The sequence below is a fragment of the Rhodococcus rhodochrous genome, from assembly GCF_900187265.1.
Taxonomy (GTDB): domain Bacteria; phylum Actinomycetota; class Actinomycetes; order Mycobacteriales; family Mycobacteriaceae; genus Rhodococcus; species Rhodococcus rhodochrous.
The window spans coordinates 1,241,206-1,260,960 of record NZ_LT906450.1 but is presented as its reverse complement, the minus strand read 5'-3'; the positions used below and the strand labels follow the sequence as shown (position 1 = coordinate 1,260,960).

The window sequence follows — 19,755 nt, the reverse complement described above, 5'->3', positions numbered from 1 at the left end:
TGATCCACACGGCCCTGATCCTCACCGATCGCTCCCGAGGAGGGGCACTGCCACGAGTTCTCGTCGCAGTGCCCCTCCTCGTTCGTTCCGTCGGCATAACGTGGAGGACATGACCGACACCGAACAGTCTTCTCAGCAGTTCCGTATCGAACGCGACACGATGGGCGAGGTCCAGGTTCCGGTCGACGCCTTGTGGCGCGCCCAGACGCAGCGCGCCGTGGAGAACTTCCCGATCTCGGGCCGTGGACTCGAACGCGCGCAGATCCGCGCGCTGGGTCTGCTCAAGAGTGCCTGCGCCCGGGTGAACAAGGACCTGGGGCTGCTCGACCCCGACAAGGCCGAGGCGATCGTCGCGGCCGCCGATGCCATCGCCGCGGGTGAATACGACGACCAGTTCCCGATCGATGTCTTCCAGACCGGTTCGGGTACGAGCTCGAACATGAACACCAACGAGGTCATCGCGTCGCTCGCAGCGAAGGCCGGCGTCACGGTCCACCCCAACGACGACGTCAACATGTCGCAGTCGTCGAACGACACCTTCCCCACCGCGACGCACGTCGCCGCGACCGAGGCGACGGTCAAGGATCTGATCCCCGCTCTCGAGCACCTGCACGGTGCCCTCGACGAGAAGGCGAAGGAGTGGCGCACGGTCGTCAAGTCGGGTCGCACGCACCTGATGGATGCGGTCCCGGTGACCCTGGGCCAGGAGTTCGGTGGTTACGCCCGCCAGATCGAGGCCGGGATCGAGCGTCTCCGCGCGACGCTCCCCCGCCTCGGTGAACTTCCGATCGGCGGCACAGCGGTGGGCACGGGTCTCAACGCGCCGGCGGATTTCGGTCCGCGCGTGGTGGCCGTGCTCGTCGAGACCACGGGGCTCGAGGAGTTGCAGCGGGCCCGCAACAGCTTCGAGGCGCAGGCCGCGCGCGATGCGCTGGTCGAGGTGTCCGGCGCGCTGCGCACCGTCGCCGTGTCGCTGACGAAGATCGCCAACGACATCCGCTGGATGGGGTCCGGCCCGCTCACCGGTCTGGCCGAGATCCAGCTCCCCGATCTGCAGCCCGGTAGCTCGATCATGCCGGGTAAGGTCAATCCCGTTCTTCCCGAAGCGGTTACGCAGGTCGCTGCACAGGTGGTGGGCAACGACGCCACCGTCGCGTGGAGCGGCGCGGCCGGGGCGTTCGAACTCAACGTCTACATCCCGGTGATGGCCCGCAACGTCCTCGAGTCGATTCGTCTGCTCGCCAACGTCTCCCGGTTGTTCGCCGATCGCTGCATCACCGGACTGGTCGCGAACGTCGAGCATCTGCGCACCCTGGCGGAGTCGTCGCCGTCGATCGTCACTCCCCTCAACTCCGCGATCGGATACGAGGAGGCGGCCGCCGTCGCCAAGGAGGCCCTGAGGGAGAAGAAGACGATCCGTCAGACGGTCGTGGACCGCGGCCTCGTCGGCGACCGGCTGAGCGAGGAGGAACTGGACCGCCGCCTCGACGTCCTGGCGATGACGCGGGTGGACGAGGAGTCCTGACCCGCAGGGTCCCTACGGACCCCGCCTGCATCAGCTACGAATTTCGCCATCCGCTACAGCAATTGCTGTAGCGGATGACGAAAACGTGAGCGGACAGCGAGGGCTCAGCGATCCGGGGAGTCACCTCACTCCTGGACCACCTCCGTCCCGGATTCGGGCGACCAGGTGATGTACCCGAACTGGAAGTTGCTGCGGGCACCGTCGACGTTCTGCTCTTCGTCACTGATCGGGAATCCCAGATCACCACCGGCACCGCCCGCGGCCTCCCAGGCCGTGCGGATCTCACCCCACACGATGTGGGAATCGGTGTCGGGACTCCACGCGATGATGCCGCCCTCGAACTCCGCGACGTAACCGTCGCCGACCTCCTCCTGCTCGCCGGTCGCGGCACCGAGCGGGCTGGACGCACCGCCGACCTCGTCGTACTTCTGCAGGATCGGTCCGCTGAGTTCGACCTGCTCGCCGTCCGGTCCCGGCACCGCACTGGACTGATCGGCCGCGGGCTCGTCGCCCTCCGGCGAATCGTCGCCCTGCGTGATCGATTCGACGGCGCTCTCCGCCCCGGATGCCACGCTCTCCGCGGCGGACTGGACCGCGCTGGTCGCGCTGCCCACCGTGTCCTCCGCCGACTGGTCGTCGCTGCAACCTGCGACCACCAGTCCGACCGCCGCCGCGGCCGCCACCAACGCTGCTCTGCGTCGGGGAATTCGATTCATCGGTTCGCTCCTGTCACTGAGAGGACGGGTACCTGATTTCAGGGTGCCCGACTCCTCGGCGACACAACCCGGTTTCCGGTGATTCCGTGCCGTCCACGAATCCGCCCCACCCCCGGGCTCCTGCCGTTACCATGCGACGCAGCCGACGCCGAGGAGAACGATGAGCACACAGACCACCACCGCGCGGGACGCCGTCGCGACGGTGACCGACTTCCTGGAGGCGACGGCCGCGGAGGACATCGACCTCGCCGGCTCACTGATCACCGACGACATCGCGTGGCACAACACCTGGCTCCCCACCATCCGCGGCGGGACCCGGGTCCGGAAGATCCTCGCCGGTCTCGCGCGACCTGCGGTGGGCTTCGGCGTCGTCATCCATCACATCGCGGCCGACGGCAACATCGTGCTCACCGAACGCACCGACATCCTGCGCTTCGGGCCGGTGAACATCGAGTTCTGGGTGTGCGGCACCTTCGAGTTGCGCGACGGACGGATCGCCGTGTGGGACGACCACTTCGACGTCCTCACCTTCCTCCGCGGAACCGTCGTGGGCGTACTGCGCGCCGTCCTGCGTCGCTCCTGACGATCCTCACCCCCACCGCTCCCCCGAGGACGCCCGCATAGAATCCGTTCGTCGCCGAACCGTTCGGCGACGGATCAGCAGGGAGCGATGAACATGTCCGACGGCGAGCACACTCCGGGATTCACGGCGGGTCTGGAGATCCGGCGCGAAGTGATGGGTGACGACTTCGTCGAGCGGGCGTTCGAGCGTTCCCGCGGCACCGACTCCGAGGCGATGCAGGAGTTCGTGACCGAACACGCCTGGGGCGCCGTATGGTCGCGTCCCGGCCTGGACCGGCGCAGCCGCAGCCTGCTCAATCTCGGAATGCTCATCGCGCTGCGCGCCGAGAACGAACTGCGCGGACACGTCCGAGGAGCCCTGCGCAACGGGCTCGGACGCACGGAGATCGTCGAATCCGTCATCCACTGCTCGGCGTACTGTGGCGCCCCCGCCGGACTCGCTGCGATGCGCGTGGTCCAGGAAGTGCTCGAGGCCGAACTCGGCCCCCTCTCCGAGGACACCGACACCTCCGACGGGGCGTGACGACGACGGCGCGCCCGGCGGATGCCGGACGCGCCGTGTCGGCCGTGCTCGGGGCTCAGGCGCCCGGAGCGAACTCCTCGAGCATCTCCGTCACCAGTGCCGCGATCGGCGACCGCTCACTGCGGGTGAGCGTGACGTGCGCGAACAACGGATGCCCCTTGAGCTTCTCGATGACCGCCGCGACACCGTCGTGCCGACCGACACGCAGGTTGTCGCGCTGGGCGACGTCGTGGGTGAGCACGACCCGCGATCCCGCACCGAGCCGCGACAGGACGGTGAGCAGCACGTTGCGTTCGAGCGACTGCGCCTCGTCGACGATGACGAACGAATCGTGCAGCGACCGGCCGCGAATGTGCGTGAGCGGCAGCACTTCCAGCATCCCGCGGCTGAGCACCTCCTCGAGCACCGCCGGGCTGGCGAGTCCTTCGAGGGTGTCGAAGACCGCCTGCCCCCACGGATTCATCTTCTCGGCCTCGGTACCCGGCAGGTAGCCGAGTTCCTGCCCGCCCACCGCGTAGAGCGGCCGGAAGACCACCACCTTGCGGTGGGTGCGTCTTTCCAGGACGGCCTCGAGTCCGGCCGTCAGTGCCAGCGCGGACTTTCCGGTTCCGGCCTTGCCGCCGAGGGAGACGATGCCGACGGATTCGTCGAGCAGCAGGTCGAGCGCGACGCGCTGTTCGGCGGAGCGCCCGTGCAGTCCGAACGCCTCCCGGTCGCCGCGGACGAGCTGCACTCGCTTGTCGGCGGTGACCCGGCCGAGCGCGCTGGACGAACCCCCTAGGAGCCTGATCCCCGTGTGGCACGGTAGATCCCGCGCGTCGTCGATGTCGACGATGCCCTCGGTGAACATCTCGTCGATGAGGGCGCGGTCGACCTCGAGTTCGGTCATGCCCGTCCATCCCGAGGTCACCACGTCCTGGGCGTGGTATTCGTCGGCGTCGAGGCCGACGGCACCGGCCTTGACGCGCAACGGGATGTCCTTGCTGACGAGCACCACGTCGCGTCCCTCGGTGGCCAGGTTCAGGGCGCACGCGAGGATGCGGGAGTCGTTGGTGTCGGTGCGGAATCCCGCGGGCAGGATCATGGGGTCGGTGTGATTGAGCTCCACGTGGAGGGTGCCGCCCTCGTCCCCGATGGGGATGGGCTGGTCGAGGCGGCCGTGCCGCTGCCGCAGGTCGTCGAGCAGCCGCAGCGATTCGCGGGCGAACCAGCCGAGTTCGTGGTGGTGCCGTTTCCCTTCGAGTTCGCCGATCACGACCAGCGGAAGGACGACTTCGTGCTCGGCGAACCTGGTGACCGCCCAAGGGTCGGAGAGCAACACTGAAGTGTCCAGCACATAGGTGCGTACAGCGGATTCTTTCGCAGCGGCGGTACCGGAGGCGTCGCCGGAGCGGGTGGGGACGGAGCGTGTTGCGTTCACGTGGGGCTCCTCGGCCCGGACGGCACCGCCCGGACGTATTCGGTGGGCCGGTGGGTCCCCGGTGTCGTCACGACCACGGAGGCCCGGTGCCGGCCCCCTCGCTCGGACTGTGTCAGCCACACGATCAGGGACCTCCCGTGTAGTCGGCACCTGCGCCGCCTACACCCCCGACGCTAACCCCGATACGGACTATTCGCTCGGCAGGGAGGAAGCGTGTCGGTGAAGATTGCGTTAACCGCACCTCGTAACCACTCCTGAACCTCAGCACTCCCCCTCGTCTCCGCGTCCGCTACCGGGCCGCGAGCCCGTGAAACGCGCGACGGACGGTCACTCGACCGCGACCGGATGCGCGCTCGGTTCCACCGTCGCGCCGCGCAGGCGCCGCAGCAGCAGGGTCACGAGCAGCGCGAGGACTGCCATTGCGGCGCTGTACCCGACGACCGCGTCCGGGGCGTCGAAGATCCCGCCGAACAGGCCCGCGACGAGCGCACCGACCGACATGCCCGCGACCTCCTGTGCGGACCACAGGCCGTTCACCCGGCCGAGCAGCGTGTGGGGCGTGTGCGTCTGGATCAGCGAGTAGCGCAGCACCTCCTGCACGGCCCCGAAGACCCCGACGATCACGAGCAGCACCGCGGTGAGCGCCAGGACGGACGTGAAGCCGACCAGTGCCTGGACGACGAACCCGAGGACCAGGGCGGTGAGCAGCACGCGGCCGGGCCGCACCGAACGACCGAGCCATCCACTGGTGACCGTGGCGGCGGCGGCACCGAGCGCGATCGCCGCGTACATGACGCCGATGGCGACCGCGTTGCCCTCGAAACGCGCGTCGGCGAAGGCCGGCACGAGCACGAGCACACCGCCGCCGAGCATCGCGACGACACCGGCGATCATCACGCCACCGACGACGTGTTCGCGACGCAGGAAGCCGGCCACCGTCTCGGCGGGCGTGTCGGCGTCGTGCCCGGCGTCCGCCTTCGGCGGGTTCAGCGCGGGCAGTCCCGAGAGCAGGGTGACGGTCACGGCGGTGCCGATCGCGGCCACCCAGTAGTTCCATGCGACCGAGAACGTGGCAATCACGAGACCACCGAGCGCCGGGGACAGGACGGCTCCGGCGCGGGCGCTGAGGACGTTGAGCGCGCCGACGGCGACGAGCTGGCCCTTCGGGACGAGCGTGGGCACGACCGCGAGCAGAGCGGCGATGCTGATCGACCCGATCAGTCCGTTGACGACCGTCAGCGCGATGATCGCCGGCACCGAGGGTGACGACAGACCGGCGTTGACGGCCAGTCCGACGAAGGTGAGACCGGAGACGGTGCGGGCGAACAGGATCAGAAACTTGCGGTTGTAGCGATCGGCGAGCATGCCGCCGAGCAGCATGCCGCCGATCGCAGCGCCCCCTTCGAGCGCGGAGACCAGACCCACCATCGGCGACGATCCGGTCAGGTCATAGACCTGGATCGGCACACCGACCATGAGCATCCCGATACCGAAGATCGAGATGGTGCGAGCGATGAAGATCCGGCGGAAGGCCGCGCTCTCGCGCAGCGGCCGCAGATCGAAGAGGGCGCCGTTGCTCATTGCCGGTCCGTCACTCGGACTTCGCGGCGGCGTCGGCAAGCATCGGGGCGATCTCGTCGGTGGCCCACTTCAGCGACAGCGCCGACGGGAAGCCCACAGCGTTCGGCATGCCGGTGTTGCGGGCGAGCGAGACGACCGCGCCGCGCTCGACGGCCGGAAGACGGTTCCAGGCCTCGAACTTGGTCAGGTATCCGAGATCGCCCGTGGGCGAGACGACGACGAGCAGGTCGGCGTCGAGCTGTGAGATCTCCTCGTAGGACAGCACACCGCGTCCGTCGGCATCGACCTGCAGTGTGCTCGCGTACTCGCTGAGCTCGAGGCCGAGCGAGTTCAGGAACTGCCCGATGCCGCGGTCGTCGGCGGCGAGCACCGACAGCTGACCACCGGTGTCGCCGATGATCGCGTTGTAGGTCGCGCCCTCGAGCGCGGGGTACTGCTCCTTGGCGGCGTCGAGATCGACCTCGGCCTGCTCGATGACCTCCTCGGCCTTCTCGGGGATGCCGAGGGCCGCTGCGATCTTGCGGGTGGAATCCTGCCACGGCTCACCGTTGGCGCGGTAGTCGAAGTGCACGACGGGGAACTGCTCGGCGAGCTGGTCGTAGGTGTTCTGCTCGAGTCCCCAGAACCCGGTGGAGACGATGATGTCGGGCTGCAGCGCGGCGATCTGCTCGGCGATCACCGTCGCACCGCCGTCCATGTTCAGCAGCGGCGGGACGTCGGCGCCGAGCGCTTCGGCCTCCCACGGCCACACACCGGTGCCGCCGGTGGCGGCGAGGTTCTGGGCATCGACGGGGAGCGCGAGCGGGGTGACGCCCAGCGACAGCAGGATGTCGGCATCCTGCGGCGACAGCGGCAGGGCGCGGGTCGGGGCGGACTCGACGGTCGCCTCACCGAACTTGCCGGAGACGGTGACCGGGAACTCCCCGTCCGACGCCGTCGCACTACCGGACGAGCTGCCGCTGTCGGTGTCCGAGCCACACGCCGTGACACCGACCAGCATGGCGGTGGCGGCGAGGGCGACGCCGATCCGGCGCAGTCGCTTGTGGATCCTCATCGATTCTCCTCTGCTGTAGAACACTTCGTGGGTCCGTCGGTCGGGTCTCCGTTCCCGGCGTCGCGGATCTCGGTCTCGTGGAGGGTCGCGGCGAGTTCGCCGATCGACCCGGCGGTGAAGATCGACTCCGCGTCGATCACGTATCCGGCCGCGCGCAGTCCGCCCAGGATCCGCATCACCGAGATGCTGTCGCATCCGAGTTCGAGCAGATCGTCGTCGACGCCGACCTGTTCGACGCCGGTGGCCTCGGAGGCGAGGGCGCACAGCAGTTCTTCGGCCGGTGTGGACGGTGCGCGGTGCGCTCGCGGGGCGAGTTCCGGTCGCGGCAGCGCGGCGCGGTCGATCTTGCCGTTGGCGAGCGTGGGCAGGGCGTCGAGCACGACCGTCGCCGACGGCACCATGTAGTCGGGCAGCACCCGCGCGACCGCGCGTCGCAGGGTCTCGGCGTCGAGGGTGTGCCCGGCGGCCGGGACGACGTAGGCGACGAGGCGCGCCGTCGCACCGAGATCGGTGCGGGCGAGAACCACGGCGGTCGCGACATCCGGTCGCGACGAGAGCACGGTCTCGATCTCGGCCGGTTCGATCCGGTACCCGCGGATCTTGACCTGGTCGTCGCCGCGTCCGCGGTACCGGATGTGTCCGTCGGGCATCCACAGGGCCCGGTCACCCGTGCGGTACATGCGGTCGCCGGGGAACTCCGGATCGATCGTGTCCGCGACGAAGCGGTCGGCGGTGCGGCCCGGATCGGCGAGATAGCCGCGGGCCAGTCCTCGACCGGCGAGGTAGAGCTCGCCCTCCACGCCGATCGGCGCGGGACGCATCCACCGGTCGAGGATGTAGGCCCGGGTGCCGGCCACCGGTCGGCCCGCCACGGGCGTCTCGGCGTCCGAGGACCGTGCGACGAGTGCGTCGACGGTGCTCTCGCTCGGCCCGTAGAGGTTGTACGCGGTCACGCCGTCCAGGCCGCGCAGTCGATCCCACATGGGCTGCGAGACGGCCTCGCCACCGAAACCGAGCGAGGCGGGGCACCGTCCGTCGTCCGCGAGTCCGTGATCGAGCAGCTGCGCGAGGTGCGACGGGGTGACCTCGACGAAGTCCCAGCGGGATTCGTGGGCGACGCGGACCATCTCGGCCGGGTCGCGCTGGACCTTCTCGTCGACGACGTGCACGGCGTGCCCGTCGAAGAGCCACAGTTGCGGCTGCCACGATGCGTCGAAGGCGAACGACCACGCGTGACCGACCCGGAGCCGGTCGCGTCCGGTCCGCGCCTGCGTCGGCTCGTAGAGGTCGGCACGGTGACTGTGGAACAGCGCGGTCAGGCCGCGGTGCAGGGCGAGGACCGCCTTGGGTGTGCCGGTGGACCCGGAGGTGTACACGACGTAGGCCGGGTGATCGGCGCGCAGCGGTGCGAGCCGGTCGGCGTCGGTCAGCGGGGCGTCGTCGTAGCCGGCAACCCGCTCGGCGAGCGCCTCGTCGTCGAGCGCGAGCACCGGCGCGTCCACCGCGGGCAGCGACGACGCGAGTTCTCCGGTGGTGAGCACGACGACCGGCTCGGCTGTGTCGAGGATCGTCGCGAGCCGCTCGGTGGGTGTGCGCGGTTCGAGTGCGACGTAGGCGCCGCCGGAGACGAGCACTGCGAGCATCGCCGCGATCGTGTCGGCCGTGCGGGGCAGCACGAGTGCGACGCAGGTCTCGGGAGCGACACCGTGGTCGACGAGCAGGCGCGCCCACCGGCGGACCCTGGACGCGAGGTCGGCGAAGGTCCGGTCGAGATCGCCTGCTACGAGCGCGGTCTCGTGCGGATGGCGGGCGACCGCCTCGTCGAACAGGTCCGCGACGGTGACCGCCTCGGTGGCCTGTGCCGGTGTGGCCCGCCATCGTTCGAGTTGTGCGCGTTCGTCGGCCGGCAGCACGTCGATGGCGGACAGGCGCCGGTGCGCCTCTCCCCCGGCCAGCGTGCGCAGCACCCGGTCGAGTCCGGCGGCGAGACGTTCGACGGTGCGGCGGTCGTACAGGTCCGAGCTGTACTCGACGACACCGACGACGGTGTCGGTTCCCGCATATTCGACGAGGTCGAAGGACAGGTCGAACTTCGAGGTCTCCATCGGGTGCGGTTCGGGGGTGACACCCGCCATGAGCCCGCCCGCACTGCGCGGATCGGGTTCGACGAGATAGACGATCATCACCTGGAACAGCGGGTGCAGCGCGCGCGAGACGGATCGGTCGGAGCCGAGCACCGCGTCGACGACCTGCTCGAACGGCAGGTCCTGGTGGTCGAACGCCTCGAGGTCGGTGCGGCGGATGCGGTCGAGCAGTTCGGCGACGGTGGGGTCGCCGGACAGGTCGGTGCGCAGTACGAGGGTGTTGAGGAAGAAACCGACGAGATCCTCGAGTTGTGCGTCGCCGCGTCCGGAGACCGGGGTGCCGAGGGGGATGTCCTCGCCACCACCGTAGGCCGCGAGCAGCACCGCCACGGCGGCCTGCACGACCATGAACATCGAGACGTCGTGTGCGCGTGCGACTTCTCGCAGTGCCCGCACGATCTCCGGGTCCAGCGCGAACGGCACCGCACCACCGCGATAGGAGGTGCGGGCCGGACGGGTCCGATCGGCCGGCAGCGGCAGTTCCTCGGGCAGTCCGGCGAGGGCATCGCGCCAGTAGGCGCGCTGACGAGCGGCGAGCGACTCCGCATCCGCCGGGTCGCCGAGCAGGTCGCGTTGCCACAGCGTGAAATCGGCGTACTGGACGGCGGGCTGTGTCCAGTCGGGTGCCTGCCCCACCTGCCGCAGCGCATAGGCGGTCGCCAGATCGGTGAGCAGCGCCTTGGTCGACCACTCGTCGACGGCGATGTGGTGGATCACAAGCGCCACGACGGTGTCGTCCCCGGCGTCGAGGACCGACAGCCGTACCGGCAGCTCGGCCGACAGATCGAAGCGGTGATCGATCGCCTCGGCCAGCGCATCGCGGACATCGGCCGCGGCGACCGAGCGGTGGTCGGCGATCACGCGGACCTCGTCGGGCGCGAGCACCTGCTGGTAGGCCTGTCCGTCCACGCTCGGGAAGACGGTGCGCAGCGCCTCGTGGCGCAGGACGACGTCGCGCACGGCCGCTTCGAGTGCCGGGGCCTCGACGCGTCCGTGCACCCGCCACGTGACGGGCACGTTGTACACGCCGCCGCGGGCTCCGAGCTGGTCGAGGATCCAGAGGCGTTGCTGCGCATACGACAACGGCACCATTGCAGGTCGCGGATCGGCCGCGACCAGCGCGGGTCGCGGCGACGCCTGTCCGGCGCCCGCGCATCGCTGCGCGAGCGACGCCACGGTCGGGGCGTCGAAGACCGTGCGCAGGGCCAGATCTGCACCGAGCTCCGAGCGGATCGCGTTGACGAGCCGGATCGCTGCGAGTGAATGCCCGCCGAGGGCGAAGAAGTCGTCGTCGATGCCGACCTCGTCGAGTCCCAGTGCGTCGGCGAACAGTGTCGCGACCGTTGCTTCGAATTCGGTGCGCGGCTGTCGTCCGGATCCGGTGCCGAATTCCGGTGCCGGTAGAGCACTACGATCGAGTTTGCCGTTGAAGGTGGTCGGGACCGCGTCGATCACGAGAACCCGTGCGGGCAGCAGGTAGTCGGGCACACGTCCGACGAGTGCGTCACGCACCGCCACCGGATCCACCGCGACTTCTGATGCGGGAACGACGTATCCGACGAGCACCGAGTCGCTTGTGCCGGTCGAACCGGCAGACCCGGCGGGACCGGGTTTGACCGCGGCCACCGCACGGGCCACTCCGTCGACGGCGTCGAGAGCTGCCTCGAGTTCGCCGAGTTCGATGCGCAGACCGCGCAGCTTGATCTGGTCGTCGCCGCGTCCGAGATATTCGAGGTCACCGCGGGCGTCCCAGCGCGCGAGGTCGCCGGTGCGGTAGAGCCTCCGACCGGGGTCGCCGTAGGGGTCGGCGACGAACCGCTGCGCGGTGAGGGCCGGACGCCGCAGGTAACCCTGCGCGACCTGCGCTCCCCCGATGTACAGCTCACCCGGGGTGCCGGCCGGCACGGGGCGCAGGTACCGGTCGAGCACGTACAGGCACACGTTCGCGCCCGGTCGGCCGATGACGGAACCTCGTGTGGGCGAACCGATCCGGGTACCCGGCTCGGCGTCGAGGGTGACCTCGACGGCGGCTTCGGTCGGGCCGTACAGGTTGTGGATCTTCACCTGCGGGACTACCTTCGCCGCGCGTTCGACGGTGCGCGGCGACAGTGCTTCACCGCTGCACACGATGCGGCGCAGGCTCGCGGCGTCCGCTGTGGCGGGCACGGCGAGGGTCTCCTCGAGCATCGACGGCACGAAGTGGGCGACGGTGATGTTCCCGTCGCGCAGCAACCGAGCCGATTCGACGGGATCGCGGTGCGCGTCGGGTCCGCCGACGACGACGCTCGCACCGTCGACGAACGGCGCGAACAACTCCCACACCGACACGTCGAAGGTCGCGGGTGTGCGCAGCAGCACCCGGTCGTCGGGCGAGACGGGCAGTTCGCGGCGCACCCATTCGAGCCGGTTCGCCACGGCGCGGTGCGACACGGCAACGCCCTTGGGTAGACCCGTCGATCCCGAGGTGTAGATGACGTAGAGCGGGTGGTCGAGGGTGAGCGACGCGATCCGGTCGGTGTCGGTGACCGGCTCCGGGCCGCGGGCACCGATGCGGGCACGGACCTCGGGGGCATCGAGGTCGAGTCTCGGATGCTCGCCGGGCAGTTCGATGTCGCTGCGCGTCAGCACGACTCGCGGACGTGCGTCGCCGAGCAGGTACTCGATGCGTGCCTCCGGCAGCGTGGTGTCGATCGGCTGGTAGGCCGCACCGGACTTCACGACGGCATGGATCGCGACGACCTGCTCCACCGAGCGGGGCACCGCGACCGCGACGATCGCGCCCGGACCGGCACCGAGCGCGACGAGTTCGCGGGCGAGGCGGTTGGAGGCGGCATCGAGCGCGGCATGGGTGAGGGTGTGGTCGGCCGCGACGAGCGCCGGGCGTTCGGCGTGTTCGGCGGCGCTGCGGGCGAGCACCTCACCGAGCGGGACGAGGGCGAAGTCGACGCGCTCACCGGCACCGACGGCGAGCTGTCCCGCAGCCTCGTCGGCGGCGAGGATCGCGACGTCGCCGATCCGGACCTCGGGCGCGCTCGCGACCTGCTCGAGCAGCGTGAGCAGCGCAGCGAGCAATGAGTCGGCCGTGGTGGCGTCGAACAGGTCGGTGGCGTACTCCACCGACACGGCGACCTCACCGGTGTCCGGGGCATCGACGAAGGTGAGATTGAGGTCGAACTTGGCGCGGACGTTGCTCAGCGGCTCCCAGCGGGTGGGCACACCGAGCAGGTCGGGCAGCTGCGCGGGGCGCTGCAGGTAGCTCACCATCACCTGGAACAGCGGGTTCCGGCCCTCGACGCGCGACGGCGCGAGGCGTTCGACGAGCTGCTGGAAGGGCACCTCCTGGTGCGCCATCGCCGCGAGATCGGTTTCGCGCACCCGGTCGAGGAGATCGGCGAAGGTGGGTTCGCCGGACAGGTCGGTGCGCAGCACGAGGGTGTTGACGAAGAAACCGACGAGTTCGTCGAGGGCGGTGTCGGACCGGCCCGAGACCGGGGTGCCGACGACGATGTCGTCGCCCGCGCCGAGACGCGAGAGCAGTGCCGCGAAGGCCGCGTGCAAAGCCATGAACATCGTGCCGCCGCGGGCATCCGCGACCGCACGCAGTCGGGCGGCGATGTCGGCGGGGACCGTCGCGGTGGTGTTGCCCGCCGCGCCGGTCGGCCGCGCGGGGCGGGGCCGGTCGGTGGGCAGGACGATCTCGTCGGGCAGCTGCGCGAGAGTGTCGGTCCAGTAGTCGATCTGGGTGTCGATCCGGCCGGCCTCGATCAGTTCGCGCTGCCACAGCGTGTAGTCGGCGTACTGGACGGGCAGCGGCGACCACTCGGGTGCCGCACCGGCCGACCGGGCGAGGTAGGCGCGGGTGAGGTCGCCGAGCAGCGGGGCGTCCGACCATTCGTCGGTCGCGATGTGGTGCAGCACCACCGCGAGGACGTGCCGGTCGGGTGCGACGCGCACCAGCACGACCCGCAGCGGCGGGTCCGTGCGCAGATCGAACGACGCGGTGAGCCGCTCGGTGAGCAACGCCCGGACGGCATCCTCGGATTCCGTCTCGTGCAGTTCGAAGCGCACGGCCTCGGGCGTGGACAGGATCCGCTGGTAGGGCGCGCCGTCCTCGGACTCGACGACGGTGCGCAGGCTCTCGTGACGTTCCACGACGTCGGCGACCGCCGCAGCGAGGGCATCGGCGTCCACCTCACCGTCGAGGCGGGCGACGTGCGCGTAGTGGTAGGCGAGGCTGTCGTCCTGCAGTTGCTGCAGCAGCCACAGGCGTTCCTGGGCGGCCGACAGCGGCACCCGGTCGGGGCGCGTCCGCGCGGTGACCGGCGGGAGCGCCGCTGCGGCACCAGGGATGCGGCGGGCGAGTTCCTCGACGCTGCGGGCCTCGAACAGGTCGCGGATGGTGACGTCCACGCCGAGTTCGGAGCGGATGCGGCCGACGATCCGCATGGCGATCATCGAGTGCCCGCCGAGTTCGAAGAAGTCGTCGTCGGCGCCGACCTCGTCGATGCCGAGGACGTCGGCGAAGACCTCGCACAGGACCTTCTCGGTCCCGGTGCGCGGGGCGCGTCCACCGAGGCCCGTGGCGGCCTGCGGTTCGGGCAGGGCGCGGGTGTCGAGCTTACCGTTGACGGTCATCGGCACGGAGTCGATGAGCTGCACCCCGGCCGGGACCATGTAGTCGGGCAGTTGGGCGCGCAGGTGTGCGACGAGCCGCGACGACAGGTCGGACGGATCACCGTCGCCAGCCGGAACCGCATAGGCGGCAAGTCTTTTCGCTCCGGGCACGAGCGGGTCGTCGACGGCGATCACCGCTGCGGTGCCGACCTCGGGGTGCTCCTCGAGCACGGCGGCGATCTCGTGCAGTTCGACGCGGTAGCCGCGGATCTTGACCTGGTCGTCGACACGGCCGAGATAGTCGAGGTTGCCGTCCGGACGTAGGCGCATGAGGTCGCCCGTGCGGTACATGCGGCCACCGGCCGACCACGGATCGGCGACGAACCGGTCGGCGGTGAGCCCGAAACGGTTCAGATAGCCGCGTGCGAGACCCACACCGGCGATGTACAACTCGCCGACGACACCGTCGACGACGGGCCGCAGCCACGGGTCGAGGATGTAGGCGCGGGTCGCGCGGATCGGGACGCCGACCGTGGGGGTCGCGCTGTCGTCGGTGCCACCGCCGAGGGTGTTGATCGTGTACTCGGTGGGGCCGTAGAGGTTGTACCCGAGGGTGCCGTCGGTCTCGCGCAGGCGCGTCCACACCGAATCCGACACGGCCTCACCGCCGAGCAGGACGAGCGGCGGGCGGTGCTGTCCCGGCCCCTCGTCGAGCATGCCGTCCGCGATCAGCTGCGTCGCGTAGGTGGGGGTGACGTTCACGACGTCGATGGCGTGGGTGTTGCAGTACTCGACGAGCGCGGTGGCGTCGCGACGCAGGTCCTCGTCGCAGACGTGCACCTCGTGACCCTCGACGAGCCAGAGCAGTTCCTCCCACGACATGTCGAAGGCGAACGACACGGTGTGCGCGACCCGCATCCGGCGTCCGTCCACCGACGAGACCACCGGATCGAAGATCTCGTCCTGGTGGTTGCGCTGCATGTTGGTCAGGCCCCGATAGGGGGTGACCACACCCTTCGGCTTGCCGGTGGACCCGGAGGTGTAGATGACGTAGGCGGGGTGCTCGAGCCGGCCCGGACGGCCCGGGGCGAACGCGCCGAGTTCGGCGTCGGTCAGCGGCGCGGTGTCGGCGGTGCCGAGTTCCATCGCGACCGCTTCGTCCAGGCGGATGCTGCGGTCGGCGGGCAGGCCGAGACGGTTCTGCACCGCGGTCGTGGTGAGGAACAGCGCCGGCTGCGCGTCGTCGATGACGGTGCGCAGACGCTCGTCGGGCTGGTCGAGTTCGAGCGGCAGGTAGGCGGCACCGGTGCGCAGGATCGCGAAGAGCGCGACGACGGTGTCGATGCTGCGGGGCATGCCGAGGCACACGATGGTCTCGGGCCCCGCTCCCCCGGCGATGAGGGTGCGGGCGAGCGCTTCGACGCGGCCGGCGAGTTCGCCGTAGGTGCAGCTCTGTTCACCGGAGACGAGGGCGATGCGGTCGGCGTCGGTCGCGGCGCGCGCGATGAGCATCTCGGCGACGGTGACGTCCTCGACCTCGGGGATCTCGGCGCGCAGCCGGGCATCGGTGACGGCGTGCTCGGCGGCCGTCAGTGCCGGCACGGACGCGACCGGCAGATCCACTCCGCGGGCGACGAACTCGAGCAACGCCACGAAGCGGTCGTGCAGGGCCCGGGCACGCGAGCCGTCGACGACGTCGGGCCGGTAGTCGATCTTGACGTGCATCGTCCGTCCCGGCGACACGACGATCGCGAGGGGATAGTGCGTGTGGTCGAGACTGTCCTCCGCGACGATGTCGTGCCGCGCGGACTGCCGGGCCATCTCGTCGGCGTCCTTGAAGTTCTGCAGCACGAACAGGGTGTCGAACAGTTCGGAGTGGCCGACGGCGCGGAGGATGTCGCCGAGTCCGAGATATTCGAACTCCATGCGGTCGGCGTACTCGTCCTGCATGCGGCGCAGCAGGTCCGCGACGGTCTCGGCACCGGACAGGCGTACCCGCACCGGGACGGTGTTGAGGAACATGCCGATCACGCGGTCGAGTCCGACGATCTCGGTGGGCCGCCCGGCGACGGTGGAGCCGAACACGACGTCGGTGCTGCCGGACTCGGCGGCGAGCAGCAGGCCGACGACGGCGTTCATCAGCGCGTTGAGGGTGACGCCCGTGCTGCGGGCCCGGTCGCGCAGTGCCGCGGCGAGTGTCTCGTCGATGTACGACTCGATGCGCAGCGGCACGATGGCGGCGCGGTCGCGGGTGGAACCGGCGAGCAGCGTGGGCTTGTCGAAGCCGGCGAGCTCGTCGCGCCAGGCCTGCTCGGCGGCGACGCGGTCGCGGGCGGCGAGCCACTGCAGGTAGTCGGTGAAACCCGCTTCGGACGCGGTGATCTCGTCACCGGCGTAGCGGGCGAGAAGCTCATCGACGAACAGCGCGCCGGACCAGCCGTCCCACAGGATGAATTCGCGGTTGACGACGAGACGGTCGATGCCGTCGAGGTGCAGCAGCAGCATGCGCCACAGCGGCGGGGACGCGAGGTCGAACGGCTGCAGCCGATCCTCCTCGATCAGTTTCTCGGCGCGGGCCTGTTGTTCGGCCGGGTCGAGGTCGGAGAGGTCGACCTCGGTGAACGGCACCTCGAGATCCGCGGCGCCGATGAACTGCACCGGATCGGCCAGACCGTCGTCGGTGAAACCGGCACGCACGGTGGGGTTCTCGGCGAGCAACCGTGCTGCGGCGCGGCGCAGGCGCGCGACGTCGAGACGGTGGCCGAAGTCGAGCGAGAACTGGGCGGTGTAGATGTCCTTCGACGAGTCGAAGACCGACTGGAAGTACAGGCCGCGCTGCAGCGGCGACAGCGGCCAGATGTCCTCGATCCGCACGGGCGCAGTGCGTGCGACGCGGTCGATCTCGGCCTGCGTGAGCGTGACGTGCTCGAGATCGGACGGGGTGAGGGAGGTACGCCCCGAGGCGGCGTCGGCGCGGCCGAGCAGGTCGTCGAACGCTGCCCGCCATGCCTCGGCGAGCCGGGCCACGAGTTCGGGGGCGAGCGCCTCGTCGGCGGTGAGATGCACGGCGGCGCCGTCGGTTCTCCGTTCGATGTGGATGTCGAGCAGGTAGTTGCCGATGCGGTCTCCCCCGCTCCGCACGAGCACCTGCGGCTGTCCGAGCGGCGCGAGGGCCGGCCCGGCCTGGACGTTGGCGTAGCGCAGCATCGGCCAGCCGATGCCCCGATCGGGGGCGGTGCGCAGGCGTTCCTTCGCGGCACGCAGGGCGTCGAGGGGATCGGTGGCGAGCGTCAGCCGCACCGGCGTCGTCCAGTCGAGTGCGCCGACGGTGCGGGTGAGGTCGGCGTCGGGGGTCAGGGCGATGCGGCCGTCGCGGACGACGTCGACGAGCAGGTCACCGTCGGCGCCCTCGCGGGTGTTCGCGACCGCAGCTGCGGTCACCGCCGTCCACACGTCGGTTGCGTCGCCCGAGACGAGTCCGGCGACCGAGGTTGTCGCCGTGACGAATTCGTCGTCGGTCAGCGTGAGGGTCACGGGAGTCCGTGTGCGGCCGGTGGCCACCGCGGCAGCGAATTCGGTGCCGGGGGCGACGGTGGTCATCCAGTCGGGAAGCTCGGCGAGTCGCTGCGGCGAGGCGGCCTGCTCGGTGAAGACGCGGGCGTGGGTCGCGGGTGAGGTGGGCACGGGCGGCAGCACGATCGGCGTACCGCGCCGGGCGGCACGCAGAGCGCGGTGCAGATCGGCGGTGACGATCGACCAGGACGTCTCGTCGACGAGTCCGGCGGGAGCGAGGAACACCAGTTCCCCGGCGGCCTCGTCCGCACCGGTGAGCCGCACCGCGGTCAGGATCCGGCCGGCGGTGGCATCAGGGCGCAGGGGCAGGTCGGCAGTCGCGGTTCCCGCGGGCAGCGCGGCGCTTGCGACGAGGGCCCGGGCGTCGACGGCAGCGGAGTCGTTCACGGACAGCAACCACAGCACCGGAGCCGGTGCTGTGAGGGTCGTCCGCAGCGCCGGGTGGTGCTCGACCACGGCGGAGACGGCGGCGACCACGGCGTCCTCGGTGAGGTCCTCCGGAGCCGGGATGCGGTATTCGCGCAGGTCGGCGTCCACGGCGCGTCCGGCGTCGCGGCGCCGCACGGTGGCCGGCATGAGCGCGAGCGGACCTGCGGTGGTGTCCTCGTGCCCGACGGCAACGCCGATGTGATCGGCCTCGGGGCCCTCGGTGATCGACGGTGCCGGGGCGACGTCGAAGGTGCCGAGCGGTGCGTCGAGGTCGGCGAGGATTGCGGTGAGGAAGTCGTCGAGGTCGGCGGCGCAGCGCTGCGCGAGCGGTGCGTCGTCGGCGTGGCCGCGCAGTCCGATCTCGATCGGGTGCCCGGCCTTCTCGAGCACCACGATGAATTCGAGTTCGCCGACCGGGCCGGAGGACAGCATGTGCGCCTGCGATTCCCGGCCGACCGAGTACCGCGAGACGGAGGCGGGCATGATGTTCACGCCCACGGTCGGGGGTCGCCAGTCCGGGTCGATGTCGGCGAGTTCGCGACCGAGATCCTCACCGCGGTACCGGCCGTGCTTGAGCAGGCCGAGCAGTTTGCCGTCGATCACCTCGGCGACGTCGGCCAGGCGCGCGTCGTCGGGGACATCGAAACGCAGGGGCAGGACGCTGGCGACCATCGCGGGCACGGTGCGCAGTTCGCGGGTGCCGCGCGCGGTCGTGGGCAGGCTGATCACCACGTCACGGCGTCGGGTGGCCCGGGCCAGATAGGCGCCGAGCAGTGCGATGAGCACGGTGGCGAGCCGGGTCCCATGCGCCTTGGCGTACCGCTCGAGCCGGCCGCGTCCGTCGGCATCGATGTGTGACCAGGCGACGAGTTCGCCGGGGCTCGACAAGCGACCCGAGCCGAGCAGACGCGTCACCTGCGGGAGGTCGGCGAGTTCGTCGAGCCAGTAGCGACGGTCGAGTTCGCGCTGTTCGCTCGCGACGTACTCCTCGTCGACGCGCACGTACCGTTCGAGGGTCCATTCCGCGGCGCGGTCGGGGCCCTTGCCTTCGACGTACGCCTTGGTCATCGCGGTGGTCGCGAGGCCGATGCCGTAGCCGTCGTTCACGATGTGGTGGTACTGCTGGTACAGCCGCACCGTGTCGTCGGCCAGGCGATGGATGGCGAATCGGAACAGCAGGTCGCGGGCGAGATCCTGCGGTTCGTTCATCGTCTCGCGCATCCAGCGGTCGGACGCCGCCGCCGGGTCGTCCTCGCCGCGGAAGTCGATGACGGGCAGGTCCCACTCGCGGGTCGCGCGCGGGATCTGGACGACGTTGCCGTCGGCGTCGACGTCGAAGTTGACGTGCAGGGTCTCCGCGACGTCGAGCACCGAGTGGATCGCCGTGATCATCCGGTCGATGTCGATGTCGTCACCGATGGTCTCGGTGTACATGCCGGTGTTGTAGAGGTGCCCGGTGGCGTCGAGCTGATGACCGAAATAGATGGTCCGCTGCGCACGCGTGACGGGGTACACCGACTGCATCGAATTTTCTCTCTCCCACGGATGCCGCGACGAGCCGCGGGCGCATACCGACCAGCTCATGGTTAGGCTA

8 protein-coding genes are annotated in these 19,755 nt (G+C 70.2%); 3 read left to right on the top strand and 5 right to left on the bottom strand.

Going from position 1 to position 19,755, the window contains the following annotated elements; translation table 11 throughout:
* The first annotated feature begins 109 nt into the window (after nt 1–109).
* On the top strand, nt 110–1,525 hold the full coding sequence (locus tag CKW34_RS05835; RefSeq protein WP_059381614.1) for a class II fumarate hydratase: 1,416 nt from the start codon (nt 110–112) through the stop codon (nt 1,523–1,525).
* A gap of 125 nt (nt 1,526–1,650) precedes the next feature.
* Here the strand turns inward: CKW34_RS05835 and CKW34_RS05830 are convergent, their stop codons facing one another.
* Nucleotides 1,651–2,241, bottom strand: a complete 591-nt coding sequence (locus CKW34_RS05830) for an LGFP repeat-containing protein (protein ID WP_226949770.1) — start codon at nt 2,239–2,241, stop codon at nt 1,651–1,653.
* Nucleotides 2,242–2,401: 160 nt separating this feature from the next.
* On the opposite strand from CKW34_RS05830, the gene CKW34_RS05825 reads away from it, so the two are divergent.
* Nucleotides 2,402–2,824 carry a limonene-1,2-epoxide hydrolase family protein gene (locus tag CKW34_RS05825; RefSeq protein ID WP_059381571.1) on the top strand — a complete coding sequence of 141 codons (423 nt, stop codon included), beginning with the start codon at nt 2,402–2,404 and terminating at the stop codon, nt 2,822–2,824.
* A 93-nt stretch (nt 2,825–2,917) separates the two neighbouring features.
* Nucleotides 2,918–3,346 carry a carboxymuconolactone decarboxylase family protein gene (locus CKW34_RS05820; protein WP_059381615.1) on the top strand — a complete coding sequence of 143 codons (429 nt, stop codon included), beginning with the start codon at nt 2,918–2,920 and terminating at the stop codon, nt 3,344–3,346.
* A 55-nt stretch (nt 3,347–3,401) separates the two neighbouring features.
* Here CKW34_RS05820 and CKW34_RS05815 read toward each other — a convergent pair whose 3' ends face one another.
* The 4 genes from CKW34_RS05815 to CKW34_RS05800 all read right to left on the bottom strand — a co-directional run bounded on the left by CKW34_RS05815 (nt 3,402) and on the right by CKW34_RS05800 (nt 19,685).
* Complete coding sequence (locus CKW34_RS05815) at nt 3,402–4,766, bottom strand: PhoH family protein (protein WP_174479589.1); 1,365 nt, start codon at nt 4,764–4,766, stop codon at nt 3,402–3,404.
* Between the two features lie 327 nt (nt 4,767–5,093).
* Nucleotides 5,094–6,347, bottom strand: coding sequence for an enterobactin transporter EntS (gene entS / locus CKW34_RS05810; protein ID WP_059381573.1), 1,254 nt, complete (start codon nt 6,345–6,347; stop codon nt 5,094–5,096).
* Nucleotides 6,348–6,357: 10 nt separating this feature from the next.
* Entirely contained in the window at nt 6,358–7,401 is a 1,044-nt protein-coding gene (locus tag CKW34_RS05805) for an ABC transporter substrate-binding protein (RefSeq protein WP_059381574.1), read from the bottom strand.
* Entirely contained in the window at nt 7,398–19,685 is a 12,288-nt protein-coding gene (locus CKW34_RS05800) for a non-ribosomal peptide synthetase (protein ID WP_059381575.1), read from the bottom strand. The genes CKW34_RS05805 and CKW34_RS05800 overlap by 4 nt, the downstream gene beginning before the upstream one ends.
* Between the last annotated feature and the right edge of the window lie 70 nt (nt 19,686–19,755).

Coding starts and splice junctions, on each gene's coding strand:
- CKW34_RS05835 (WP_059381614.1), top strand. CDS start 110: ATGACCGACACCGAACAGTCTTCTCAGCAGTTCCGTATCGAACGCGAC.
- CKW34_RS05800 (WP_059381575.1), bottom strand. CDS start 19,685: ATGCAGTCGGTGTACCCCGTCACGCGTGCGCAGCGGACCATCTATTTC.
- CKW34_RS05830 (WP_226949770.1), bottom strand. CDS start 2,241: ATGAATCGAATTCCCCGACGCAGAGCAGCGTTGGTGGCGGCCGCGGCG.
- entS (WP_059381573.1), bottom strand. CDS start 6,347: ATGAGCAACGGCGCCCTCTTCGATCTGCGGCCGCTGCGCGAGAGCGCG.
- CKW34_RS05805 (WP_059381574.1), bottom strand. CDS start 7,401: ATGAGGATCCACAAGCGACTGCGCCGGATCGGCGTCGCCCTCGCCGCC.
- CKW34_RS05825 (WP_059381571.1), top strand. CDS start 2,402: ATGAGCACACAGACCACCACCGCGCGGGACGCCGTCGCGACGGTGACC.
- CKW34_RS05820 (WP_059381615.1), top strand. CDS start 2,918: ATGTCCGACGGCGAGCACACTCCGGGATTCACGGCGGGTCTGGAGATC.